At 58.2% G+C, this 22,406-nt stretch carries 27 protein-coding genes; 25 read left to right on the top strand and 2 right to left on the bottom strand.

Going from position 1 to position 22,406, the window contains the following annotated elements; genetic code table 11:
• Positions 1–122: 122 nt before the first annotated feature.
• From LOY35_RS10970 to LOY35_RS10955, 4 genes are all read left to right on the top strand, one after another.
• Complete coding sequence (locus LOY35_RS10970) at positions 123–878, top strand: PFL_4669 family integrating conjugative element protein (RefSeq protein ID WP_258633557.1); 756 nt, start codon at positions 123–125, stop codon at positions 876–878.
• Positions 875–1,390, top strand: coding sequence for a DUF3158 family protein (locus LOY35_RS10965; RefSeq protein ID WP_258632413.1), 516 nt, complete (start codon positions 875–877; stop codon positions 1,388–1,390). The genes LOY35_RS10970 and LOY35_RS10965 overlap by 4 nt, the downstream gene beginning before the upstream one ends.
• Positions 1,390–1,860: a single-stranded DNA-binding protein gene (locus LOY35_RS10960; protein ID WP_258632412.1), complete on the top strand. Its 471-nt coding sequence runs from the start codon at positions 1,390–1,392 to the stop codon at positions 1,858–1,860. Before LOY35_RS10965 ends, LOY35_RS10960 begins: the two co-directional genes overlap by 1 nt.
• Before the next feature lie 219 nt (positions 1,861–2,079).
• The gene (locus LOY35_RS10955) at positions 2,080–4,047 is read left to right on the top strand and encodes a DNA topoisomerase III (protein ID WP_258632410.1); all 1,968 of its coding nucleotides are present in this window, start codon (positions 2,080–2,082) and stop codon (positions 4,045–4,047) included.
• A gap of 44 nt (positions 4,048–4,091) precedes the next feature.
• Here the strand turns inward: LOY35_RS10955 and LOY35_RS10950 are convergent, their stop codons facing one another.
• Positions 4,092–4,349, bottom strand: coding sequence for a FecR/PupR family sigma factor regulator (locus LOY35_RS10950; RefSeq protein WP_258632408.1), 258 nt, complete (start codon positions 4,347–4,349; stop codon positions 4,092–4,094).
• A gap of 208 nt (positions 4,350–4,557) precedes the next feature.
• Between LOY35_RS10950 and LOY35_RS10945 the strand changes: the two genes are divergently transcribed.
• The 12 genes from LOY35_RS10945 (at position 4,558) to LOY35_RS10890 (ending at position 14,098) form a co-directional block, all read left to right on the top strand.
• Positions 4,558–4,899 (top strand): helix-turn-helix domain-containing protein, encoded by a 342-nt coding sequence (locus LOY35_RS10945; protein WP_027912505.1) that lies wholly within the window; start codon positions 4,558–4,560, stop codon positions 4,897–4,899.
• Positions 4,900–5,768: 869 nt separating this feature from the next.
• Positions 5,769–6,350, top strand: coding sequence for an STY4534 family ICE replication protein (locus LOY35_RS10940; protein ID WP_258632407.1), 582 nt, complete (start codon positions 5,769–5,771; stop codon positions 6,348–6,350).
• Between the two features lie 72 nt (positions 6,351–6,422).
• Positions 6,423–6,680: a hypothetical protein gene (locus tag LOY35_RS10935; protein ID WP_258632406.1), complete on the top strand. Its 258-nt coding sequence runs from the start codon at positions 6,423–6,425 to the stop codon at positions 6,678–6,680.
• Positions 6,681–6,779: 99 nt separating this feature from the next.
• Positions 6,780–7,274: a RadC family protein gene (gene radC / locus LOY35_RS10930; protein ID WP_161904295.1), complete on the top strand. Its 495-nt coding sequence runs from the start codon at positions 6,780–6,782 to the stop codon at positions 7,272–7,274.
• A gap of 55 nt (positions 7,275–7,329) precedes the next feature.
• Positions 7,330–8,094, top strand: coding sequence for an ABC transporter substrate-binding protein (locus LOY35_RS10925; RefSeq protein ID WP_258632403.1), 765 nt, complete (start codon positions 7,330–7,332; stop codon positions 8,092–8,094).
• A gap of 89 nt (positions 8,095–8,183) precedes the next feature.
• Entirely contained in the window at positions 8,184–8,726 is a 543-nt protein-coding gene (locus LOY35_RS10920; RefSeq protein ID WP_258632402.1) for a PilL N-terminal domain-containing protein, read from the top strand.
• On the top strand, positions 8,723–9,394 hold the full coding sequence (locus tag LOY35_RS10915; RefSeq protein WP_258632400.1) for a chemotaxis protein: 672 nt from the start codon (positions 8,723–8,725) through the stop codon (positions 9,392–9,394). The genes LOY35_RS10920 and LOY35_RS10915 overlap by 4 nt, the downstream gene beginning before the upstream one ends.
• A gap of 9 nt (positions 9,395–9,403) precedes the next feature.
• Complete coding sequence (locus tag LOY35_RS10910) at positions 9,404–10,123, top strand: TIGR03759 family integrating conjugative element protein (protein ID WP_258632399.1); 720 nt, start codon at positions 9,404–9,406, stop codon at positions 10,121–10,123.
• Entirely contained in the window at positions 10,105–10,653 is a 549-nt protein-coding gene (locus tag LOY35_RS10905) for a lytic transglycosylase (protein WP_231808343.1), read from the top strand. The genes LOY35_RS10910 and LOY35_RS10905 overlap by 19 nt, the downstream gene beginning before the upstream one ends.
• Positions 10,650–11,165 (top strand): integrating conjugative element protein, encoded by a 516-nt coding sequence (locus LOY35_RS10900; RefSeq protein WP_258632397.1) that lies wholly within the window; start codon positions 10,650–10,652, stop codon positions 11,163–11,165. Before LOY35_RS10905 ends, LOY35_RS10900 begins: the two co-directional genes overlap by 4 nt.
• A gap of 9 nt (positions 11,166–11,174) precedes the next feature.
• Positions 11,175–13,277, top strand: a complete 2,103-nt coding sequence (traD, locus tag LOY35_RS10895) for a type IV conjugative transfer system coupling protein TraD (RefSeq protein ID WP_258632395.1) — start codon at positions 11,175–11,177, stop codon at positions 13,275–13,277.
• A gap of 89 nt (positions 13,278–13,366) precedes the next feature.
• Positions 13,367–14,098 (top strand): TIGR03747 family integrating conjugative element membrane protein, encoded by a 732-nt coding sequence (locus tag LOY35_RS10890; RefSeq protein ID WP_258632394.1) that lies wholly within the window; start codon positions 13,367–13,369, stop codon positions 14,096–14,098.
• A 94-nt stretch (positions 14,099–14,192) separates the two neighbouring features.
• On the opposite strand, the gene LOY35_RS10885 is transcribed toward LOY35_RS10890, so the two are convergent.
• Complete coding sequence (locus LOY35_RS10885) at positions 14,193–14,564, bottom strand: histone-like nucleoid-structuring protein, MvaT/MvaU family (RefSeq protein WP_258632393.1); 372 nt, start codon at positions 14,562–14,564, stop codon at positions 14,193–14,195.
• A 304-nt stretch (positions 14,565–14,868) separates the two neighbouring features.
• On the opposite strand from LOY35_RS10885, the gene LOY35_RS10880 reads away from it, so the two are divergent.
• From LOY35_RS10880 to LOY35_RS10840, 9 genes are read left to right on the top strand one after another with little or no spacing between them, the layout of a single operon-like run.
• Positions 14,869–15,201, top strand: coding sequence for an RAQPRD family integrative conjugative element protein (locus LOY35_RS10880; protein WP_258632392.1), 333 nt, complete (start codon positions 14,869–14,871; stop codon positions 15,199–15,201).
• Positions 15,198–15,437 carry a TIGR03758 family integrating conjugative element protein gene (locus LOY35_RS10875; protein ID WP_258632391.1) on the top strand — a complete coding sequence of 80 codons (240 nt, stop codon included), beginning with the start codon at positions 15,198–15,200 and terminating at the stop codon, positions 15,435–15,437. Before LOY35_RS10880 ends, LOY35_RS10875 begins: the two co-directional genes overlap by 4 nt.
• A 17-nt stretch (positions 15,438–15,454) precedes the next feature.
• Positions 15,455–15,826, top strand: a complete 372-nt coding sequence (locus LOY35_RS10870) for a TIGR03745 family integrating conjugative element membrane protein (RefSeq protein ID WP_060738069.1) — start codon at positions 15,455–15,457, stop codon at positions 15,824–15,826.
• Positions 15,827–15,833: 7 nt separating this feature from the next.
• The gene (locus tag LOY35_RS10865) at positions 15,834–16,247 is read left to right on the top strand and encodes a TIGR03750 family conjugal transfer protein (protein WP_258632390.1); all 414 of its coding nucleotides are present in this window, start codon (positions 15,834–15,836) and stop codon (positions 16,245–16,247) included.
• Positions 16,244–16,885 (top strand): PFL_4703 family integrating conjugative element protein, encoded by a 642-nt coding sequence (locus tag LOY35_RS10860; protein WP_258632388.1) that lies wholly within the window; start codon positions 16,244–16,246, stop codon positions 16,883–16,885. Before LOY35_RS10865 ends, LOY35_RS10860 begins: the two co-directional genes overlap by 4 nt.
• On the top strand, positions 16,882–17,694 hold the full coding sequence (locus LOY35_RS10855) for a TIGR03749 family integrating conjugative element protein (protein ID WP_258632386.1): 813 nt from the start codon (positions 16,882–16,884) through the stop codon (positions 17,692–17,694). The genes LOY35_RS10860 and LOY35_RS10855 overlap by 4 nt, the downstream gene beginning before the upstream one ends.
• Entirely contained in the window at positions 17,684–19,201 is a 1,518-nt protein-coding gene (locus LOY35_RS10850; RefSeq protein ID WP_258632385.1) for a TIGR03752 family integrating conjugative element protein, read from the top strand. The genes LOY35_RS10855 and LOY35_RS10850 overlap by 11 nt, the downstream gene beginning before the upstream one ends.
• Complete coding sequence (locus LOY35_RS10845) at positions 19,164–19,580, top strand: TIGR03751 family conjugal transfer lipoprotein (protein ID WP_258632383.1); 417 nt, start codon at positions 19,164–19,166, stop codon at positions 19,578–19,580. Before LOY35_RS10850 ends, LOY35_RS10845 begins: the two co-directional genes overlap by 38 nt.
• The gene (locus tag LOY35_RS10840) at positions 19,580–22,336 is read left to right on the top strand and encodes a conjugative transfer ATPase (protein WP_258632381.1); all 2,757 of its coding nucleotides are present in this window, start codon (positions 19,580–19,582) and stop codon (positions 22,334–22,336) included. Before LOY35_RS10845 ends, LOY35_RS10840 begins: the two co-directional genes overlap by 1 nt.
• The last annotated feature ends 70 nt before the right edge of the window (positions 22,337–22,406 follow it).

Below are 22,406 nucleotides of genomic sequence, written 5' to 3'. Positions count from 1 at the left end.
TTGTCAAGCGTATCGAAATTCAACCATCAAACCAAACCGAACAGACCGCATTCAGCTTTTCGGCTGTCCTTGACCATCATCTGTCGCAACGTTTCCGTCCAAGCCTATGCGAGGACAACACCGTGGCCGATCACTATCAGCTCAACCTGGGTTCATTGCGCAGCAGCATCACGCTGACCCTGCACACCCACCACGCCGCCCGGATCTGGCAAGGCCGGACCGCACGCGAAGGCGTCCATTCGATTATGGGTATGGCCGGTTACATCAGCGTCACTAACCTGATCAAACAAGCCGCAGCGCAGGACGATCCCTATGCCGACTGGGCGATCGTGCAGCTTGAAGAAAAATTGATGCAGGCCAAGGCTGGGATGCTGGAACTGACCCAGCAGTTGGACCGGATCAGACAAGAGCTGCCGACGCAGATCGACATGGGCGACAACCTCAACATCCATCCCGTCACCTTACCGTTGTACATCGGCAGCCAGCTGGGCTTCCTGGCCGTCTACCTGCTGACTGACTACGACACGCTGGTGCGGCATACCCTGTTGGCCCATCACACCGCCTTGATCGGTCGCCGAGACATGGAAGCCTGGATCGACGACGGAGCCCATCTGCTGCGCAGCCTGTTCGGCCAGGCCCAGCGTTATCGGCATGCTGGCGTCACCCGTGATGACATGGCGGCGAACAACGCTCGTGCTCTGGCGGCCATGGAGAAGTTTGGTCTCCCTCCTATGGACATCCTTGAGGGGCATCGCCGCTCCCAGTTCGCACCACCCATCGTTCGTCGTGGTGCTGTGGCAGTGGATGGCGCTGGCGCGTTGGCAGAGGAAGCGGTCGAGCCATCTGCAACAGTCGATGAACCGGAGGACGAAGTATGAGGCCCCTAATCCCGACTCAACCAATGCCCCTCGAAACACTCACACCGGATGCCTATCGACAGCTCGAACACGCTGCCTCCCTAAAAGGCCTTTTAAAACCTTTTAAGGGTAAGGGGGAGCTGGAATACCTGGCGCAGGTGGCGAGGGAAATCGAGGCGCAGTTATGTCAGCTGATGGAGGCTGCGGCGCAGCAGGCCGGACAGCCCCCTTACTCACTGCTGGATATTCGACTGGTGCTGCAGAACACCAGTGCGGGTAGCACCTTTTTGCGATGGCGCACCCGAGACTTCGCCCGTATGGGCGTTGCGGTCTGGGAACGCCAGGTCTCCAACAAGGCCTTGCCCCAAGCCGTACGCGAGGAATTGCACCGTTTCGAATGCGAGCGTATCGCACTGAACTTGCAGATGAGCGTGGTGCATTCGCTCTACCGTCAGGCTTCAACCTGCGCGATCAAAATGGCCAGCGCCGAACGGCTGCTGCGTCCGTTCACACCAGCAGTGGAGATATCGTGATGAGTACCTTTTTCGTCGGCGAAGGCAACATCGGCAGTGCGCCAGAGTTCCAGGAGTTCCCATCAGGTAATGACGAGCCACGGCGTTTGCTGCGCCTGAATGTGTACTTCGACAACCCCGTGCCACGCGATGGCAGCTATGAGGATCGAGGCGGCTATTGGGCGCCGGTCGAACTCTGGCACCGCGAGGCTGAGCACTGGAGCACGCTGTATCAGAAAGGCATGCGCGTGTTGGTCGAAGGCCGCACCGTGCGCGATGAGTGGGAGGACAGTGAAGACAATGCGCGGGTGACCTTCAAGATCGAGGCGCGTCGTGTCGGCATCCTGCCTCATCGCGTGCAGAACGTGGTCATGCGGGAGCGCTCCAGTGAATCAGCCTCGTCTGCGGCTCCCGTCGGGCAGGTTACAGACCAGGCCAGCTCGCCTGCGTCGAAGTCCAAAAAGCGCAGAGGGCAGCCACCATCGGCATGACTAACTTGAGGCATAAATATTGCGCCTTTGCGCGAAGTGCCTGGCCTGTCATTACTCGCTGCTCGTGAAGCACCGTCGTCCACGCGACGACAGGGTGGCCTCGCCCCCATTCAAGACCGCGCTCACCGACTAATATGAGGAACCTGTCATTCAGGTTTCTCATATCTCGCCACTGCTGTTTCCAACAACGCTGCTCCGAACTCAATACGGAGCAGTTCTATGCGTCTCTTTCTCTGCGAGAAACCCTCCCAAGGTCGTGACATCGCCAAGGTTCTCGGAGCCAGCCGACGTGGCGATGGTTGCTTGATCGGACGCGAGACAACCGTCACCTGGTGTATCGGTCACCTACTGGAAACGGCCCCACCTGAAGCCTATGGGGATCAGTACAAAACCTGGTCGTTGGATCATCTACCGATCATTCCCGCGCAGTGGAGGGTTGAGGTCAAACCCAAGACTGTCGTGCAGTTCAAAATCATCAAACAGCTGCTCAACGAAGCCACCACCGTCGTCATCGCCACCGACGCCGATCGAGAAGGTGAAATGATTGCCCGCGAGTTGTTAGAGCTCTGCAACTATCGTGGTTCTGTTGAGCGCCTTTGGTTATCCGCACTCAACGAGGCGTCGATTCGCAAAGCACTGTCCTCGCTGAAGTCTGGTCAGGAGACCTTCCCGCTCTATCACTCAGCCCTCGCCCGCAGCCGCGCCGATTGGCTGATTGGTATGAATCTCAGTCGTTTGTTTACCCTCCTAGGACGGCGGGCGGGCTATGACGGCGTGCTGTCGGTTGGACGCGTCCAAACGCCTACTTTGCGTTTGGTGGTTGAACGAGACCGCGCGATTGCCAGCTTCGTCTCTGTGCCGTACTGGGTGGTGGAGGTGCACCTGTCTTCAATGGGGCAATCCTTCATCGCGTCGTGGATACCGCCAAGCTCAGGACGTGACGAAGCCGGTCGCTGCCTGCAGCAGGCGCTTGCCAGCCAGACCGTCCAAGCGATTTCTAGCAGCAAGACCGCCACCGTAGCCTCGCTGCAGACTGAGCATTTGCGCGAAGCGCCACCCCTGCCCTTCGACCTGAGCACACTGCAACAAGTCTGTTCACGCAAGTTGGGACTCGGCGCTCAGGAAACGCTGAACATCGCTCAAGCATTGTATGAAACCCACAAAGCCACCAGCTATCCGCGCAGCGATTGCCGCTATTTGCCAGAGAGCATGTTTAACGAGGTAGCCGCGGTATTCGATGCCCTGCTCAGAATGGATCCCGCGTTACGCCCAGCGCTCGGAAGCATCGATCGATCATTGCGCTCACGAGCATGGAACGATGCCAAGATCACCGCGCACCACGCCATCATCCCCACCACCGAGCCGGCGAACCTTGGGCGGATGTCAGAACAAGAGCGCCAAGTCTACGAACTGATTCGTAGCCACTACCTCGTACAATTCCTGCCGCATCACGGGTTTGATCGAACCGAGGTCGAACTGGAGTGCGGCGAAGAACGGTTAACCGCTGTTGGCAAACAGATCCTGGCTCAAGGCTGGAAAGGCTTACTCTCCGACAACGCCGAAGACGATGAACCCAGTCAAAAGTCCCAGGTATTGCCCGTCCTACAACAGGGTACACAGTGCGCAGTGGACGACGTCGAACTCAAGTCCATGCGCACCACTGCTCCCAAACCGCTCACCGAGGGCGATCTGATCAAGGCGATGAAAAATGTGGCCAAGCTGGTCAACGACCCGCGCCTGAAACAGAAACTTCGGGACACCACCGGTATCGGCACCGAAGCCACGCGAGCCGGCATCATCAAGGGATTGATTGATCGCGGTTATTTGTTGAAGAAAAAGCGTGCCTTAACGGCCTCCGCAGCGGCCCATACCCTGATCGAAGCCGTACCCGCTGCAGTCGCCGATCCGGGTATGACAGCAATCTGGGAGCAAGCTCTGGATGAAATCGAAGCAGGACGTCTGACTTTGGATGCATTTGTTGCCAAGCAGGCGCATTGGATTACGCAGTTGATCGCAAACTGCGGAGCGCTCAGCTTGTCGGTACCGGTCGAAGCCGGGCCTGTCTGCCCCATTTGCAACGCCTCAATGCTTAGGCGGAAGGGAAAATCAGGACCGTTCTGGTCATGTTCCCACTACCCGGACTGCAAAGGCACTGTGCCGATCAGCAAAGGTACGCGACACCCATGACGCGTCATGGGTGATCATCAAAATCTTGGAGTTGATGTACAGGGTCAGTGCGTCATCAACGGCGCCTGATCCTTATCCAAGTTGTCTAGCGGCTGTCCGATTTCACGGGCCAAGGCGATACCTGTCGCGATCCATATCTGCCCCAGTTCATTGAACGCTTTCAGGTGAGCAGGATCTTCGTTGAGCCAATGAACAAGGTCGTCGCGGTGTTCGGGGTTATCAGGGCAGTCATGGATCTTGATGAACAGCTCCAGTGTTCGATCCCAGATCAGGTCCATGACGTTCTCGCGCGGCTCATCCATGGTCAACCTTAACTCCCTCTGGCCCTATCAGGCCGCTCAGTCTCGCTGCTCACTCGGCCTCTGATTCCTGGAGGAATAGATATCACGTCGCGACAAACAGCTATTTCAGTCAATATAACAACCCCATAAGTCGATACTCAACCGTTAAGGATGTTCATGTCAATGGGTCTTTGCTCAACCATTCGGGTTGAATTGGAGAACTCATCACTTGGCACATAAACATCCAACCCAAGCCCAAATTGGGCGCATGATCGCGAAGCACCGCACTCAGCGTAATCTGACCCAGGAAGAGGTGGCTGAACGCCTGGGGATCGGCAGCGAAGCCATTTCCCGCCTTGAGCGGGGTGTGGTGGAGCTTTCCGTGGTCAAGCTGATGCAACTGGCGGACATCTTCGACTGCCGGATGGATGAACTGCTGACGGAGTCGAGCAGTCGCCCCAACGACCAGGGCCAGATGATCGCGGGCCTGCTGAGCGGCCTTCAAGAAAGCGACCGTGCCTTTATCCTGACGACCGTCGAACAGCTGGCCGCTCATCTCAGTAGCAAATAACCTCTTAGCACACTGGCTTGACGTCCTCCCCCCCCTCTGCTGTAGTGCCTCAGGATCATCGCTTACGGCGACCCAAGACCGATTCGCTCCGGGCAGCTCGGTCGGACTCCTAGAGTTCGGGACCTTCTCTTCTGCGGAATTTCATTCCCGCTTTGTGCTCGACCGGATCAATGTGGCGGATGACCACTGTTGCCTCTGCCAGGTAGCAGCGGTCATCCGCTACGGCGATCGCATTCAGTCCCGGAGCCCGCCGGGGAAACACTGGGCACCCTTTGTGCGCGGATGCGTGCCAGCATGTTCCGATCCAGGCCACGACAAGGGTCGGTTGGCGAATCATGGCGCAGTCAAACCAAGTTTTGCGAGGAGCTTGTCGACTGCGTCAGACCGCCTAAGGTGGCTTTTCTATTCCTCGCCTGGCACCCCGCCAGGCCCACTCTTCACTTTCTTCCGTCCAGTGACTGCCACTGAATTCCGGCCATAAAAAATCGGGTTGCGGCGCCTTGACGCTCCCCTGTGACAGGCTTATATAAAGGGCGTGGTTCGCTGTCGTTGACAGCCCAGCCCAGGTAGCTTGAACCTTCAAGGCTACGCCACGCTTCGTGGTGGTTTACCCAAGTGCGATCAGCATTCGGAGGCTCGCACGATTACCGCTTCAGCGGTGATGAATGCCCACTACCCCAAGTCCGCAAATCACTGCTGCAGATTCTCTTCTGCTGCATCGCTATTCCCCAGGCGCATCGATCTGATGGTCATCGGCTTGCCGGTGGCGTGTCTTTCATCGCTCGCCTTCATCTTACCCACCCTGACGGGGCTCACTTCCCCGTCAGGGGCTGTGCGTCGCCGTTTTCCCGTGAAATAGGAGAACCACCATGGCCCACGCCAACCAATCCCAAGAAGCGACCACTTACTTCAATCTGCACACTGCCGGTATCGGCTACCTCAACCGTGTTCGTGAAGTACAAGTCCGCCGCGGTCAGCCGTTCATGGCCTGCGATATCGCGGCTCTGCACGGTGCCACTGATGCGGTCGAGTACACCCGCTTCGACTGCAAAGTCGCTGGAGGCGAAGCTGAACGCTTGATTCGTCTCTATATGGACGCCGTCAGAGCCGAGAAAAAGGTCTTGCTGTCGTTCCGTATCGGCGATCTGTGGATTGACCCATTTCTCTATGAGAAAGGCGATAAACAAGGCCAGCCGGGTGCCAGCCTGAAAGGTCGTCTGCTGTACATCGACTGGATCAAGGTCAACGGCACGTTCGAATACAAAGCGCCTGCCAGGCAGGAGGCAACAGCACCTGCTGAGCAAACGCCAAACAGTGAGCCATCCCCAACGTCGGCTGATGCCGAAGCTGAGGATACCGACAACCCAACAGAGACCAGGAACAAACCTGAATCTGCACCCACTCCCCGCACAGCCCGCCGTGTTACCACACGTACTGTTCAGTCCGCCTGAACACAATCCCCGATGTTTTACATCAAGGCGCTCAATCGAGCGCCTTTCTTCAATCCGAACAGGAGAACCCACATGGAATCCTTCTGGCTTTGCGACGATTGCCTGTTCGCTGCGGCTTACGAGGACTACAGCACGTTATCGCTCTTCTACACGACGGATGACATCGAGAAACGCATCGCCGGTCTCCATCGCGGGCTGGTTCGGCTAATGCCCATCAGTGCCGACTTCGACCCCGAAACTGGCCGTGGAATACGAACCTGCTCCCCATTGACCTGCGACGGTTGTGATTCACACCTGCACGGACAACGACACCGATTCACTCGGCTGTAAACAGCGCGTCATCGGGCAATGTCCCTGACTCTATATCCACCTCGGGGACACCACTCCCCTCGGGTGTGTACCCCCGGATTGTTCCCTTCGGAGGTACCCATGAGCACCCAACTCACCCTGATTGAAACCTCGGATGTCGAGGCCGGTCGTATCGCCCAGGAAAACCAGGTGATCGACGAAGCGCTGCACATTCTGGATCGTCGGCTGTTCACCCGCGGACCCAACCTGACGTCACCTGACGTCGTGGCCTCATACCTAAAACTGCATATTGCACCTCAAGAGCATGAGGTTTTCGGTGTAATTTTTCTCGATGCTCGCCATCGCGTTCTGGCATTCGAGATCCTTTTTCACGGAAGCATCGATGGCGCCAGTGTTTACCCTCGCCAAGTCGTCAAGCGCTCCCTCGCACATAACGCAGCTGCTGTGATTGTCGTTCACAACCACCCCTCCGGTTGCACGGACCCCAGCCTGACGGATCGCGCCTTGACCGCACGGTTGAAAGAGGCGTTGGACTTGATCGAAGTGCGCGTACTGGATCACTTCATCGTCGGCGAAGGTCGTCCTCTCTCCCTTGCTGAGCATGGCTGGCTTTAATCCCCTCAATAGGCACCTTCGGGCGCCTTGTTCATTTTCATCCTGGAGAATACTCATGAATTCCACTACCCAAACCCCAGCGATGCTGGGGGCCTCAAACCCATTCGTTCGCGGCTATGACAATCTATCTATCGAACGGCTGCTGCTGATCACCTACGCGAACGACTGCCCTCCCTGTTTTCGCTCCGTACACGACTCACAAACTCATCTGCCCGACGATGCGTTAGAACTGTACCCGTGCCTGTTCAATGACGATTTCGCTCTGATTAGCGAGGGTCAGTCCATCCCGGATGAATTGGATGAACGCTTCCAATCCACCGGACTGGTGCGGCAAGTGACCTATGCCGTGACTGGCGAAATGCTCAACGAGCGACATCACGTCGGTGACCTGTACTCCCTGGAAGAAGCCCAAGTCATGATCCATCGCTTGAACTTCGACACAGGACACTACAGTCGAGCCTGGGAGATCAGTACCGCACACCTCACTGAAGAGGCGTTGCGCTACTTGGAACGCCGGGCTAGCGATTTCAACTCCGGACCAACCGGTCTGCTGTTTGAACCCTTCGCCCTGACAGACGGCAATGGCCTCGGATGTAAGCTGATCGGCACGCCCTGGACCGACGAAAATCTGATGAAGATTGAGGGCGGTCTTTACACATCGCTGAGGCAGGAGCAGCTCGACGCTGGCACACCGGAAGCCCTGGTCAACGTACTGTATCTGGCGGCATTGGCGGATGTGAGGTTGTTGATTTTCGACCCCGACGCTGCCGTCTTGGATGGGCTCGCCATTTATGACGAAATAGCAACGCGTTCAACTTAAACACGACCCGTCTTGAATCAACTTACTCACTGAATCGCTCCTTCACCTCATGTCAGGTTCTGCACTGAATCTGACATGAGGTTTTTTCCATGGAGCGTTTTTTCACGCCTGTCTGTCTGCTGGGCTTGTTGAGTGCCTGCACCGCGCACATCCCAACCCCATTGCCGACTAGTCCAGAGAATGCCGGTGGTTCCAATCGGGCCCAGCTTTCGAGGAGTACAGCCGAAGAGAGTCATCCGTCAGAGCTCCGCTATGACCGCTATACGCTGGTCAGCACCGAGCCCACCCCGGATCAACGTGATCTTCTCGCTCAAATCATTGACGTGAACATTCCGTCCAACCTGAATCCTTCGGTACAGGAGGCGATGCACTACGTGCTGCAGCGCTCAGGTTATTCGCTCTGCCCCGCCACCGAACCAGTAAAGGTATTGTTTACCCGGCCTCTGCCCGCCGCCCATTACCGGCTCGGCCCGATCTCACTACGCAACGCGCTACAAGTACTGGCTGGCCCCGCCTGGCAACTCACGATCGATGAGGTCAGCCGTTCGGTCTGCTTCGAACGGCTAAAAAAAGATGCTGTCGTCGTGCGGCTCGCACCCAGCGCGGCCCATCAGCCGGAGGCACGCCCATGAAAGCCACGACGTTTCAAACCCTCATTGTCGGCTCACTTTGCCTGGCGGTCTCCGGGCTGAGTGGTGGTTTGTATAACCAGTATCAACGCGTGACCGAGCTGGAAAATGCGAACGCCCAACGCCTACAAACCCTGGATACCCTGCAACGTGATTCAAGCACCCTCTTGGATGCACAGGAGAAGCTGCAGTACGCACTGAAAGACCTGAAGCAGATGGTCGATTCCGGTGAGCAACAGGCCAATACCCTCGATCCGATGTTGGATCAATGGGCGCAGGAGATACAGGAACTGCGCGATGGTCTGGCAGCCCGTGCTACCGAAGCCGACATGATCGCGCTACGCGCACGACTCGAGCACGTCGAGCAGCAACTTCTGGAACTCAAGAGCCAGCCACCACTCCCACCACCGACGCCTTCCTCGGCCAAGCCGAAAAAAACCGCTCAGCCCAAGCCTGCCCCGCTCCTGCCGCCATTTTCAGTGTTGAGCGTCGAGTACCGCGGTGGCGAGCGCTTTCTGGCGGTCGCACCTCCTGACAGTCGCTCGCTCAATGATATCCAGTTGCTGCACAACGGCGAGCAGTTCGGCACATGGCAACTGAAGGTGCTGGAGCCGAACGCGGCTATCTTCGCGGTGACCGCTCACCCAGACCAGACCGTGCACCTCCCTTGAGAAGCGATCATGAACAGAGCTCCGCTGAACCCCATCGTCTGTTTCATTTCATTGCTGAGCACGGGCGCTGCGCTGGGCAACCCCGTCACGACACCGTCACGGACCCAGGACACGCAGTCTGCTCCGCTGGAGCGTTCGCACTCTGAACAGGCGGCAAGCTGGGGTCTGACGGAGCAGGAGTGGACACGCTTCGAACAGATCCAAGCCGGCCCACGTGGTTTCTGGAGCCCGAATCTCGATCCATTGACCGCACTCGGAGTCGAAGCCGAGAACGACCAAGAGCGCCAGCGCTATGCCGAATTACAAGTAGCGCTGGAAGCCAAACGCGCCGAGCGCGAGTTGGCTTACCAAAACGCCTACACCGCAGCTTGGGCCAAGCTGTTTCCTGGGCTGTTGCCGATTCAGGGTATGGCATCCCCGCCCACTGCTAGCTCACCGGTAGAGCCGCGCCGCGCTCTGTTTGTCGAAGACCATTGCCCTGCGTGCACCGCTGAAGCGCAGCGTCTGCAAAGCAGTGATACAGCGTTCGATATCTACCTGGTGGGTAGCCAAGGTGAGGATGAACATGTCCGTGGCTGGGCGCGGCAAGCAGGCATTGATGCGAGCAAGGTCCAACACCGGCAAATCACCCTGAACCATGATCGCGGGCGCTGGTTCAGCCTGGGAGCCCCGAGACCGTTACCCGTCACATTTCAGCAGGTGAACGGACAATGGCAACGTCTCGATTGATTGCTATTGCGCTCCTGCTGACGGTGCACGCCGTCCGGGCAGACGAACTTCCGCCTCCGGCTTATCAACTGGCAGCGCATGACGCCAACGTACCTTCCACGGTGTTGTTCGCGATTGCCCTGCAGGAGAGTGGCGCCCGCCTCCGTGGTCGACTGCTGCCCTGGCCCTGGACGCTGAATATTGCCGGTAGCCCTTACCGTTTCGCCAATCATCAGACCGCCTGTCACGCCTTGCTTCAGGCGCTTGCTCGGTATGACGCCAAGCGCGTCGATGCCGGGCTTGGGCAAATCAACCTGGGTTATCACGGACAGCATTTTTCCAGTCCCTGCGAAGCCCTCGAACCCTACCGCAATCTGGCCGTAACTGCCGCGCTGCTGCAAGAGCATCACGCCGTCACCGGTGATTGGGTGTCAGCTGCTGGCCGATATCACCGCCCGGCAGGAGGAACGCCGGCCGCGCGTTACCGCGCCGGCTTTTCTCAACAACTCGAACGACTGCAGGTTTCCTTTAAACAGGGCACACCACCATGAAGCGAATTCCCAGTGCGTATTACTTCGCCGTGCTCTTGGCTGCGCTCGCCGAGCCGGGACTGTCGTTTGCAGAAGTTCAGCCTGGCGGTGTCACCCGCCCCCAGTTTGAAGCTTCCAGGCCGCCAATAAACAACAAGACCCAGCCTACTCGGGCCATACATGCAGACCTATCTGCATTTGCCGATGAAACCTGGATACTGCCCGTGCGCAGCTCTCACTTGAGCCCAGGCCAAATCACAACTCGTACCCTGGACATGCCGGGCTTGCAGCCATTTTTCCTTGTCGGGGAGGATCCCCAATCGTTGGCTTGGCTGCATCAGCGCGCGACTGAACTGCAAGAAATGGGGGCGGCCGGCCTCGCCGTCGAAGTGACCGATACTGAAGCCCTGGCCCGAATTCGAGCAGCCGCGCCGGGCATTACCATCCTACCGGTCAACGGCAACGACATCGCCGCTCGCCTGAAAATTGAGCACTACCCTGTCTTAATCACAGCCACCTCACTGGAACAGTGAGTCTGGGTCATGGCCGAGCATGCGATGGAGTCCAAACTCCGGCCAGCAGTTGAACTGTATACCGTGGCGATCTGCGTCGCCGCGGCGGTGTTATGCGTGTATTCGCCCTGGGCCGTGGCCCTATCACCCGAGATCGGACTGATTGCGGCGCTGGCCTATGCCCTGTTCGGTTTGATCCGCCTGCGACAAGCCTGGGAGGTGTTGCGCTATCGGCGCAATATCCGCCGGCTGCCTCGCTACGAGCTGACCAGCCGGCAGATTCCGGTGAGCCGCAAACGTCTGTTCATGGGCCGCGGCTTTCGCTGGACCCGCCTGCACACCCAGCGCTTGGTCGAGGCCCAGGATCCGACCGTCGCCCACTATGTCGACCAATCGACCAGCTATCGTCTGGCCCGTGAACTCGAACGACGCCTGGAACATGCACCGTTTCCGCTCTCGACACTGGCCCGTATCACGGCCTGGAACAGCGCCTTTAATCCGTTGCGCCCTTTACCTCCAGTCGGTGGCTCACCGCTGTTGCATGGGGTTGAGCCCGACGAAACGGAAGTCAGTCTGCCGTTGGGTGAACGAGTCGGACATACCCTCGTGCTGGGCACGACCCGTGTTGGCAAGACGCGGCTCGCCGAGGTGTACATCACCCAGGACATTCACCGCGTCGAACATGAAGTGGTCATCGTCTTCGATCCGAAGGGCGATGCCGATTTGCTCAAACGCATGTACGTAGAAGCCAAACGCGCTGGTCGGCAAAAGGAGTTCTATGTTTTCCATCTAGGCTGGCCGGAGATCTCCGCCCGCTACAACGCCGTGGGACGTTTCGGGCGCATCTCGGAAGTGGCGTCGCGCATCGCTGGGCAGCTCAGTGGTGAAGGTAACTCGGCGGCGTTTCGCGAGTTCGCCTGGCGTTTCGTCAACATCATCGCCCGCGCCCTAATCGAGTTGGGCCGACGTCCGGACTACCTGCAAATTCAGCGACATGTGGTCAACATCGACGCGCTGTTTATAGAATACGCCCAGCAGTTTTTCGCCAAGATCGACCCAAAAGCGTGGGAAGTGATTGTCCAGCTTGAAAGCAAGCTCACCGAGAAGAACATCCCCCGGCATATGGTGGGACGAGAAAAGCGCGTGGTCGCCATCGAACAATACCTGGCGGCGAAACGAGTATTTGACCCGGTGCTGGACGGATTGCGCTCAGCGGTGCGCTACGACCGTACTTACTTCGACAAAATCGTTGCCTCGCTACTGCCGCTGCTGGAGAAACTCACCACCGGCAAGACCGCCCAATTACTGGCGCCCAACTACACCGATTTAGATGATCCGCGGCCGATCTTCGACTGGATGCAAATCATCCGAAAACGCGGCATCGTTTACGTCGGCCTGGATGCGCTGACCGATGCAGAGGTGGCCGCCGCCGTGGGCAATTCCATGTTCGCCGACTTGGTCTCGGTTGCGGGCCACATCTACAAACATGGCATTGACCACGGCCTGCCCGCAGGCAGCAGCAGTGAGAAGCTACCGATCAACCTGCACGCCGATGAGTTCAACGAGTTGATGGGCGACGAGTTCATCCCGCTTATAAACAAGGGAGGTGGCGCCGGCATTCAGGTGACGGCCTACACCCAGACCCTCAGCGACATCGAAGCGCGAATCGGTAACCGGGCCAAGGCCGGCCAGGTGATCGGCAATTTCAACACCCTGCAGATGCTACGCGTGCGTGAAACCGCTACCGCGGAGTTACTCACCCAGCAGTTACCCAAGGTCAACGTTCTGACCAAGACTCTGGTCTCAGGCGCTACAGACACCTCCGATCCTGAGGCCAATACAGACTTCACTTCGTCTTCGCAGGATCGCGTCAGCAGCACCAGTGTGCCACTGATCGAACCAGCGAGTATCGTCAGTTTGCCAAAGGGGCAGATGTTCTCCTTCCAGGCCGGCGGCCAGCTCTGGAAAGTCCGCATGCCATTGCCAAAACCCTCCAACAACGATGCCATGCCCAAGGACCTGCAGGAGCTCACTCAGCGGATGCGAGCCACTTATAACGAACAAGCAGGGCAATGGTGGAGCGCGAGCGGAAGCGGCCCAACAACCAACTTCGATCTGGATCAGGTGGGGTAGCCCGCCCCGTTACAGGTTTTGATTCAGCAAACAGGTATTCGGCAGGCGCCGTGGCAGCATCAACTTAACGGTGCGCAATGGAGTAAAGGATGGCGACTTCCGTACAGAACACGCCGCCACAACCGATCCAGCGCCCGGGATTGATCGTCTCGGTTATTGGCTTGGTCTTACGCATTATCGGTTTGCTGATCGCCTCGTTGCTGTTCTCGATACTCATTGAGTACGCCGGTTTGCTGCTGTTCTGGGGCGATCAGGGTTGTCGGCACAGCCAAGCCATGTTGGCGAACGAACTGGGCTGGCTGAGTGAGCACTTCAAATCTTCTCTAATCCTCCAACAACCTGGACAGACGATTGTCCAGTGGCTGGATTTTCTCAATCAATGGTTATTGGTCAAGACTGGCTTCGCGGACTTCGCACGGCAGGCGCGGGTGTCGAGCCAGGGCAACGGCTTCTGGAGCTGGATCAACCAGCTCTACGTAAGCATCGAGGACTTCGTAATGGCCGCTGTGTATGTGGCCTTTACCTTCGTGGTGCGCCTGACCATTCTGGCTCTGGCCACACCCTTGTTTCTGCTGGCCTCTCTCACCGGTTTTATCGATGGTCTGATGCGTCGCGACCTGCGCAAATTTGGTGCTGGACGAGAGAGTAGCTTCGTCTATCACCGCGCTAAACGAGGAGTGATACCGCTATTGCTTGCGCCCTGGATTATTTACCTATCCCTGCCCTTTTCACTCAATCCTATGGTCGTATTTTTGCCTTGTGCCGTAATGCTTGGTATTACAGTAGCAATCACGGCAACTACATTTAAGAAGTATCTTTGAGGATTGGTGAAGAAGTGGGATCAAGATTCGCACTGAGAATTCAGCATCCTCAGTAGCAAAAAAGGGCCCTTGCAAAGCCCTCGTCAAGCCGATCTTACTGAGTACGCCACGACTCTACAACGTCCGCGCCAAACTCGACTTTCCATTCTTTCAACTGCCGATGGTTACCTCCCTTGGTTTCGATCAGCTCACCAGAGTCCGGTTTTTTGTAAATTTTTACATCGCGAGCTTTACGGGCTGCTTTTACAGGGGCTGCTATCGGTGCCGAGGAACGACGGCCAGCCTCTAGGTCCAGGATGCTGATAATGTTCTTCAAGCTGAAGCCGTACTCGCCAAGCAACGCCCGCAATTTGCTCTCAAATTCCATTTCTTTTTTCAAGCCGGAATCACTTTTCATCGACTCAAGCTCTGCGAGCTGTTCGGCGAGTTGTTGCTCAAGCTTACGAAATTCAGCCAAACGAGACATATGAAAACTTCCTTCAGGAGAGATTATTGAGAAACGAACATTCCAATGCTAAGCGATGATTCGCTCTTCGTCACCCATACTGCCTCATGCATGAGCCGACCCACTCATTGCCTCATGAAAAACACATCTTTTTTGGACTGAGAGCTGTCTGAGCCTTCTTTTGCACCGAATCGATTGCCTATGTATATGCGTGTAAACCTATTCGGTTCTCCTCCAAAAAAGCGATACGTCCCACCTCGCGTTTAATGCTGAATAATTCGCCCGCTGACTTGATTCTGTTCCCAGCTCCATACGGGACAACATCATGCCGACTACCGTCTTTCGCTGCTTACTACTCTCGCTAGCTATCGTTCACGGCAGCAGCGATGCCGCCTCGGCTCATGAGCAGGATCATTTCAGCCTTATCCAGCGGCAACTCGACACTATCGAACGTCTTGCGACGCGAGCTGAGGTAGCCCGCACGGCTGAACCCGACGATCGCTATCGCTTCGACTATCCCCGCCTAACTCAAGACATCCAGCGCATCCGCCAAGGTGTGCGAAGTTACCTATCCCCGTCCCGTGCCCAGCCCCGCGATCCCCATGAAATGGTCGGCGATTACCGCCTTGATACCCCGCAAGCGGAGGCTTCGCCATGAGCATGACTGACGCTCAAACGGCTGCCTTCCATAACGCCTCCGGCTTTTCGGCACAGAGCAGCTCGACGCTGTGGATCTCCATGGTTCTGGTCCTGGCTTTGCTGTGGTGTGCCTGGGTGATGTGGACGGCTTACCGGGGTTGGGCCGCGGGCAGTGTGCGCTTCGGTGCCTTCGGTGGCAGCACTGCACGCGTGTTGCTCGCGTTGTTGGTTCTGATGTTCTTCACCCTTTCCTAAACCAGGAGATCGCCGCCATGCTCAAGTGCCTTGCCCCCCTGAAAAACAACCTGCGTGATCGTGCGAGTCAGCGCTTGATCGGTCTGCTGTTGGTACTAGGTCCAAGCCTGGCTTTTGCCGAGCTTCCCACCATGGAAGCTCCTTCACGTGGCGAAGGTTCCGGATTGATCGAGACGATCAAAAACTACGCTTACGACGGCGGCATCTTGCTCGGTCTGCTGATCGCCCTGCTCGCTTTTCTTGGTGTGGCTTGGCATTCGTTGACCGTATACGCCGACGTGCAAAACCAGCGCAAGACTTGGAAAGACCTCGGCGCCGTAGTCGGCATCGGAGCCCTGCTGGTGGTGATCATCATCTGGTTCCTGACGAAGGCTGCCGCAATTCTGTGAGGTCGACATGAACGACACTATCGAACGCCTTGTCGATGGCACCTTGGTTTTTCTGCCCGAGCGACTCAATCGTGATCCCGCCGTGTTGCGCGGTTTGACCAATGATGAGATGTGGGTAGCGCTCGGTGTCGGCGCATTCATCGGCTTGGTGCTGGGTGTCCCTTTGGCGATTGCCACCTCCTCCATTGCTGTGGCGCCGACCAGCATGATCGCAGGCATGGCGGTGGTGTTATTTGCCGGTGGCGCGCTACTGCGTCGGGCCAAACGCGCCCGCCCCGAGACCTGGTTGTACCGCAAGCTGGAGTGGATACTCGCCAGCCGCTGGCACCTGGGTCGCGGAAGTTTAATTCTCCATTCCGGCGCTTGGACGGTTCGCCGTTCGCATCGGCCGCGCCCTGCCCTGTCCCGGTGGCAACAATGAGTCGCTTTCGAAACAAGGTGGACGCCCAACAGGCCCACATTTTCAGCCTACGTCTAGCGGTAATGATCCTTGCCTTGCTCTGTGCCGGACTCTGGTATGGCTGGCGCTCGGCACCGACCGATCTGACTGTGCATGTCCCGCCGGATCTGCGCTCGGGCAGCACGCGCAAGTGGTGGGATATCCCCTCAGAGAATGTCTATGCCTTCGCCCTATACATCTTCGGTCAACTTAACCGCTGGCCTTCGGATGGCGAACAGGATTACCGCCGCGCTATCTACAGCTTGCAGTCCTACCTGACACCCGCCTGCAAAGCCTTCCTCGACGGCGACTACGAGTACCGCAAGGCCGCTGGCGAACTGCGCCAGCGGGTACGTGGTGTCTACGAAATTCTGGGCCGAGGCTACAGCGAAGATCCGGAGCTCAGGGTCAAGCAACTCGATCGCGATAGCTGGCTGGTCACCCTCGACCTCAACGCCGACGAGTACTACGCGGCCGAACCGGTGAAACGGGTGGTGGTGCGTTATCCACTGCGCGTGGTGCGTTTTGATCTGGATCCCGAGCGCAATAAGTGGGGGCTGGCACTGGACTGTTATCAGGGCACGCCGCAAAAAATTGCTCTGCCTGGAGGTGAGCCATGACGCGGGTTTCTACCCTGGGGCTCACCATCGCACTGATGCTATGGGGAGTTTCAGCGCAGGCCGTCGAGCTGATGCACTGGGAGCGCCTTCCCCTTGCGGTCCCGCTGGTTATCAATCAGGAGCGAGTGGTCTTTGTCGATGAGGCTGTTCGAGTCGGTGTGCCCTCAACCCTGACGGGCAAGCTGCGCGTGCAATCAACCGGCGGCACGCTGTACCTGCGAGCGTCGGAAGCCATTGCTCCGACCCGCCTGCAACTGCAATCGGTCTCGACGGGAGAGATTATCCTCCTGGATATCGCGGCCACGCCCGGCGATCAGCCTCTGGAGCCCGTGCGTATTCTCAAGAATGCTCAGGTGCAAGCTACCGAGGCTGAATCTAGCACCGCCCCTGTTCCAGAACGTACGCCGATCCCGGTCGCTTTGACGCGCTACGCCGCACAAAGCCTGTACGCACCTCTACGTACCGTTGAGCCTCTGCCCGGCATACGTCGCGTCCCGCTCAAGCTGCGCACCGCACTGTCGACCCTGCTTCCGACTGAAAACGTGTCCAGCACGCCCATCGCCGCATGGCGACTCGGTGATTACTGGGTAACGGCGGTGAAGTTACGCAACCGTGGTGTAGCGATGGTGCAACTCGACCCGCGTCAGCTTCAGGCCAAGTTGTTCGCCGCGTCCTTCCAGCATGCTTTCCTCGGGCCTGTCGGCAGCCCTGAAGACACCACGGTTGCCTACCTCGTCACCCACGGTGCCGGCCTCGAACACGCCGTGCCGCTCCCGCCCGTTGCACGAGGTGCTGACGATGAAAGCTAACGCCTTGCTCAAATGGCTGGTACCGGCTGTGCTGCTAGGCGTGGTGTTCATCATCCTGAAAACTTGGGTTGCGGGTGGTACCTCGCCTTCGTCAGACAGTCTGCCTGCTCAGGACAACCTCCAGTTATCCGCCGAGCAGGCCAAGTCGCTCGGCATTGCGGGTGATACCCCACGTGACACGGTTGCCACCTTGGTCGGCCAGGTGAAGGCCATGCGCACCGACATGCTCGGTCTGAAAAAACATAACGACTCGCTGCAGACGGAGAACAACCGCCTTCGCGAGCGGGAAAACAGTGTCGATTCGCGCATCCAGACCGCGCTTGGCAGCGTAACCCAGCAGGTCGATGAAGGCCGGCGCCAAGCCAACGAAGCGCGACTCAAAGCGGAACAGGACAGTCGCCAGGCCCGTGGTCTGCTGACACAATTGCAGGAACAGCTCTCGGGGCTGACCGGCAAAGACAAGGACATGCCGATCGGATTGGGGCTTGAGCCAAGCGACGGTGCTCAGTTCGAAGGGCAGCATTCTGCCGATGATGCGCTGCAGTGGATTGAGCCCTCGGATACTCCGTCCACCGACGGCCGAGGCAAAACCAAGACCTCCTCCGCACTGAGTCTGCCTACCGCCTTCGACTCATTGGAAGGTTTGAAAGATAACGTTATTGATCGCAGCCAGAAGCCGCTAGGTGCGGTCACCAACAATAAGCACGACCTGGCGCGATCCGTCGATCGTGCCGAAGGCGCGAAGCCGATCTACACCATTCCCGAAAACGCGACATTGATGGGTTCGGTCGCCATGACTGCGTTGATCGGCCGAGTCCCAGTGGACGGCACCGTGAATGATCCCTACCCCTTCAAGGTACTGGTTGGTCCGGAGAACCTGACGGCTAACGGCATCGACCTGCCAGACGTCGCGGGCGCCGTGATGAGTGGCACAGCGTCCGGTGACTGGACGCTATCCTGCGTTCGCGGGCAAGTCGAGTCGATCACTTTCGTGTTCACAAACGGCACCATTCGCACAGTGCCTCAGCCGAAGGCGGTAGCCAGCCGCAATGCCTCCACCACCCAAAGCTCGAACACCGACAAGATCCGCGGTGGACTCGGTTACCTGTCCGATCCGTATGGCATTCCTTGCATTGCCGGTGAGCGCCGCTCAAACGCTCAGCAGTACCTCGGCAGCCAAAGTCTGATCACGGCAGCTGGCGCCGGTGTCGCCTCCTTGCTCGGGGATGGACAGAACAACAGCAGCGTGATCAGTTCGGGCGGCAGTACGCTCGGAATCACCAGCAGCAGTGGTAATAGCGCGCTGAATTCAATTCTCAGTGGCGGGGTCAGCGACATCCGTGAGTGGATCAACAAACTCTACGGCGAAGCCTTTGCTGCCGTATACGTGCCGCCGGCCGCCCAAGTCGCGCTGCACCTCGACCATGAGATCACCATCGACTACGAGCCCAAGGGCCGGAGCGTTCGCCATGAAAAAGACCATGCCTCTTTGCCTGACCTGGATTAGCCTGTTCTGCTGGGGCCTGGCGGGGTGTTCCACCGACAAGGAGACGCTTCTGCCCCATGGCGAGCAAACCATGCTGGACATCTGGAACGGTGCCGGTTCGCAAGGAACCCAGCAGCAACTGCTGAATGCTCGGCAGCAGCTACGCCGTCCGCTGGCTCAGGCAGACTTCTCCGCTTCTCTCCAGGAACCGTATACGCGCACCGCAGCGAACGAGATCCACAGCCTGTTCCCTCGCCTGCCCAATCCCGATCTGGTACTGTACGTATACCCACATTTGAGCGGTACCGAGCAGGCACCGGTGCCGGGTTACTCAACTGTCTTTCCGTTCTACCAACGGGTGCAATACGCACTGCCTGGTGAACGACAGGAAGACCTGTAGTGCGTACCCACAATTCGGGCAACTGCACTGCCGCGTGGAAGGCCTGGCGCCACTCAGCGCGCCCTCGCGCCACCTTGGCCGATGAAGCTGCACTCTATACGCACAATCCCAGCTTCACTGATCACCTGCCTTGGGTCGAATACCTCGATACCGAGCAGTGTTTTCTGCTTGATGACAATCGCTCAGTGGGCGCGGTGTTTGAACTACTGCCCATCGGCACCGAAGGGCGCGAACCCGATTGGTTGATGGCCGCCCGCGATGCCCTTGAGGACGCCCTGCAGGATAGCTTTGACGAGCTCGATCAAGCGCCTTGGGTGGCGCAGTTTTTCTGCCAGGACGACAACGACTTCATCCCCTACCTGACCCAGCTCACCAATCATATTCAGGACAGCGCGCGAGGCACGGTCTTCACCGAAGCTTACCTGGAACTCAGCCGCCGCCATATGCAGGCCATCGCCAAACCCGGTGGCCTGTTCGAAGATAAGGTGGTCACGCGCCTACCCTGGCGTGGCAATAACCGCCGGGTGCGCCTGGTGGTCTATCGCTGGCTTGAGTCTGGCGCCGACGAGACGGGACTCCCCCCTGTTCAATCCCTGCAGCAGGCTTGCGAACGTATTGCGGCTTCGTTGCAGGCGTGCGGCGTGCAATCGGCACGCGTTGATGGCCGCAGTTTGTATGCCTGGTTATTGCCCTGGTTCAATCCGGCACCCAGGCTCACGAATGAAACGCCCGAGGGCTTTTACCAACGTGTTGCCTATCCAGAGCCTGCTGATGGCGGGTCGCTGGAATTGCCCTTCGATCACGACTTCGCCGAACGGTTGTTCTTCAACGAACCGTGTTCGGATGTGCAACGAGGACTCTGGTACTTCGATGGGCAACCCCATCGGGTCATGGTGGTGGACAAACTGCGACGGGCACCGTCGATTGGTCAACTCACCGGAGAAACCCGTAAGGGTGATGCAGTCAATGCCCTGTTCGACCAGTTACCCGAAGGCACGGTGATGAGTCTGACCTTGGTGGTCAACCCGCAGGATGTGCTCGAAGATCAGTTAAACCGATTGGCGCGCAAAGCCATCGGTGAAAACCTAGCCTCGACCCAGACCCGTCAGGATGTCGAAGAGGCTCGCGCGATCATCGGTCGCCAGCACAAGCTGTACCGCGGCACCCTGGCGTTCTACGTGCGCGGCCACGATGAACAGCAACTGCACCAGCGCTCGGTCAGCCTGGCCAACGCGCTGTTGGGCGCGGGGCTACAACCGGTACGCGAAGGCGATGAAGTCGCCGCCTGCAACAGCTACCTGCGTTGGTTGCCGATGGCCTATAACCCGGCCCGCGACACGCGCAACTGGTACACCCGCCTGATGTTCGCCCAGCACCTGGCGAACCTGGTTCCGGTGTGGGGCCGCAGCACCGGCACCGGTCACCCGGGTATCACCCTGTTCAATCGTGGTGGCTCGCCGTTGAGCTTTGATCCGCTGTCACGCCTGGACCGGGCCATGAACGGTCATCTGCTCTTGTTCGGTCCGACCGGTGCCGGCAAGTCGGCCACCCTGGTCACCCTGCTGATGCAGGTCATGGCGGTGTACCGCCCTCGCCTGTTTATCGTCGAGGCCGGCAATTCGTTTGGTTTGCAGGGCGACTACTTCGCAACACAGGATCTGTCGGTCAACAAGGTCCAACTGAAACCTGGCACCTCGATCAGCCTCGCCCCGTTCGCCGATGCCCGGCGCCTTGTCGAGCAGCCGGATCAAGTGGCGAACCTGTCGATTGATGAGTGGGACGATGAGGCGGTAGCCAGTCGCGAAGACCAACGCGATGTGCTTGGCGAATTGGAAATCACCGCTCGCCTGATGATCACCGGCGGCGAGGCCAAGGAAGAAGCTCGTCTGAGCCGGGCTGATCGCAGCCTGATCCGCGAGTGCATTTTCGATGCGGCACAGGCATGTGTCGCGGCGGGTCGCCAGGTACTGACCCGCGATGTGCGTGACGCCTTGCTGCGCACCGCCGTCGACTTGCACTTACCGGAGAAGCGTCGTGAACGTGCCCAGGAAATGGGCGAGTCCATCGACCTGTTTTGCCAGGGATTCGAGGGCGAACTGTTCGATCGCGAGGGTACGCCTTGGCCCGAAAGCGATGTGACCGTTGTCGATCTGGCCACGTACGCTCGCGAAGGCTATGAAGCCCAGATGTCCATCAGCTACATCAGCCTGATGAACACCGTGAACAACCTTGCCGAGCGCGACCAGTACTTGGGTCGACCAATCATCATGGTCACCGACGAAGGCCATATCATCACCAAGAACCCGCTACTGGCGCCATTTGTAGTCAAGGGGACGAAGATGTGGCGCAAGCTCGGGGCCTGGTTCTGGCTGGCGACGCAAAACCTTGCCGACTTCCCCACTGCCGCGCAGACCATGCTCAACATGATCGAATGGTGGATTTGTTTGAACATGCCACCTGCGGAAATAGAGGAAATCGCCCGCTTCAAGAAGCTCACGCCGGCACAGATAGCTTTGTTGCTCTCCGCCAGTAAGGAGCCCGGGAAATACACTGAGGGGGTCGTGCTGTCGAAAAAACTCGAAACGCTGTTTCGAGCCGTACCACCCAGCCTCTATCTCGCCTTGGCCATGACGGAGCCGGAGGAAAAAGCCGAGCGCTGGAGGTTGATGCAGGAGAACGGTTGCTCGGAGTTGGAAGCGGCTTTCCAGGTAGCTGAGCGTATTGACCAGGCCCGAGGAATCGGGACGTTAGGATAGACTTGAAGACCAAATAGCGTTACGTCTGCGCAGGGCTGGAGTGCGGTTTTGTGGTAGATATCCAAGGACT

Source organism: Pseudomonas sp. B21-028 (assembly GCF_024749045.1).
GTDB lineage: Bacteria > Pseudomonadota > Gammaproteobacteria > Pseudomonadales > Pseudomonadaceae > Aquipseudomonas.
This window is presented reverse-complemented; position numbering and strand designations above follow the sequence as displayed.

Coding starts and splice junctions, on each gene's coding strand:
- LOY35_RS10965 (WP_258632413.1), top strand. CDS start 875: ATGAGGCCCCTAATCCCGACTCAACCAATGCCCCTCGAAACACTCACA.
- LOY35_RS10960 (WP_258632412.1), top strand. CDS start 1,390: ATGAGTACCTTTTTCGTCGGCGAAGGCAACATCGGCAGTGCGCCAGAG.
- LOY35_RS10875 (WP_258632391.1), top strand. CDS start 15,198: ATGAGCATGACTGACGCTCAAACGGCTGCCTTCCATAACGCCTCCGGC.
- LOY35_RS10910 (WP_258632399.1), top strand. CDS start 9,404: ATGAACAGAGCTCCGCTGAACCCCATCGTCTGTTTCATTTCATTGCTG.
- LOY35_RS10870 (WP_060738069.1), top strand. CDS start 15,455: ATGCTCAAGTGCCTTGCCCCCCTGAAAAACAACCTGCGTGATCGTGCG.
- LOY35_RS10880 (WP_258632392.1), top strand. CDS start 14,869: ATGCCGACTACCGTCTTTCGCTGCTTACTACTCTCGCTAGCTATCGTT.
- LOY35_RS10855 (WP_258632386.1), top strand. CDS start 16,882: ATGACGCGGGTTTCTACCCTGGGGCTCACCATCGCACTGATGCTATGG.
- LOY35_RS10905 (WP_231808343.1), top strand. CDS start 10,105: ATGGCAACGTCTCGATTGATTGCTATTGCGCTCCTGCTGACGGTGCAC.
- LOY35_RS10865 (WP_258632390.1), top strand. CDS start 15,834: ATGAACGACACTATCGAACGCCTTGTCGATGGCACCTTGGTTTTTCTG.
- LOY35_RS10925 (WP_258632403.1), top strand. CDS start 7,330: ATGAATTCCACTACCCAAACCCCAGCGATGCTGGGGGCCTCAAACCCA.
- radC (WP_161904295.1), top strand. CDS start 6,780: ATGAGCACCCAACTCACCCTGATTGAAACCTCGGATGTCGAGGCCGGT.
- LOY35_RS10885 (WP_258632393.1), bottom strand. CDS start 14,564: ATGTCTCGTTTGGCTGAATTTCGTAAGCTTGAGCAACAACTCGCCGAA.
- LOY35_RS10850 (WP_258632385.1), top strand. CDS start 17,684: ATGAAAGCTAACGCCTTGCTCAAATGGCTGGTACCGGCTGTGCTGCTA.
- LOY35_RS10900 (WP_258632397.1), top strand. CDS start 10,650: ATGAAGCGAATTCCCAGTGCGTATTACTTCGCCGTGCTCTTGGCTGCG.
- LOY35_RS10920 (WP_258632402.1), top strand. CDS start 8,184: ATGGAGCGTTTTTTCACGCCTGTCTGTCTGCTGGGCTTGTTGAGTGCC.
- LOY35_RS10890 (WP_258632394.1), top strand. CDS start 13,367: ATGGCGACTTCCGTACAGAACACGCCGCCACAACCGATCCAGCGCCCG.
- LOY35_RS10860 (WP_258632388.1), top strand. CDS start 16,244: ATGAGTCGCTTTCGAAACAAGGTGGACGCCCAACAGGCCCACATTTTC.
- LOY35_RS10845 (WP_258632383.1), top strand. CDS start 19,164: ATGAAAAAGACCATGCCTCTTTGCCTGACCTGGATTAGCCTGTTCTGC.
- LOY35_RS10940 (WP_258632407.1), top strand. CDS start 5,769: ATGGCCCACGCCAACCAATCCCAAGAAGCGACCACTTACTTCAATCTG.
- LOY35_RS10935 (WP_258632406.1), top strand. CDS start 6,423: ATGGAATCCTTCTGGCTTTGCGACGATTGCCTGTTCGCTGCGGCTTAC.
- LOY35_RS10955 (WP_258632410.1), top strand. CDS start 2,080: ATGCGTCTCTTTCTCTGCGAGAAACCCTCCCAAGGTCGTGACATCGCC.
- traD (WP_258632395.1), top strand. CDS start 11,175: ATGGCCGAGCATGCGATGGAGTCCAAACTCCGGCCAGCAGTTGAACTG.
- LOY35_RS10950 (WP_258632408.1), bottom strand. CDS start 4,349: ATGGATGAGCCGCGCGAGAACGTCATGGACCTGATCTGGGATCGAACA.
- LOY35_RS10915 (WP_258632400.1), top strand. CDS start 8,723: ATGAAAGCCACGACGTTTCAAACCCTCATTGTCGGCTCACTTTGCCTG.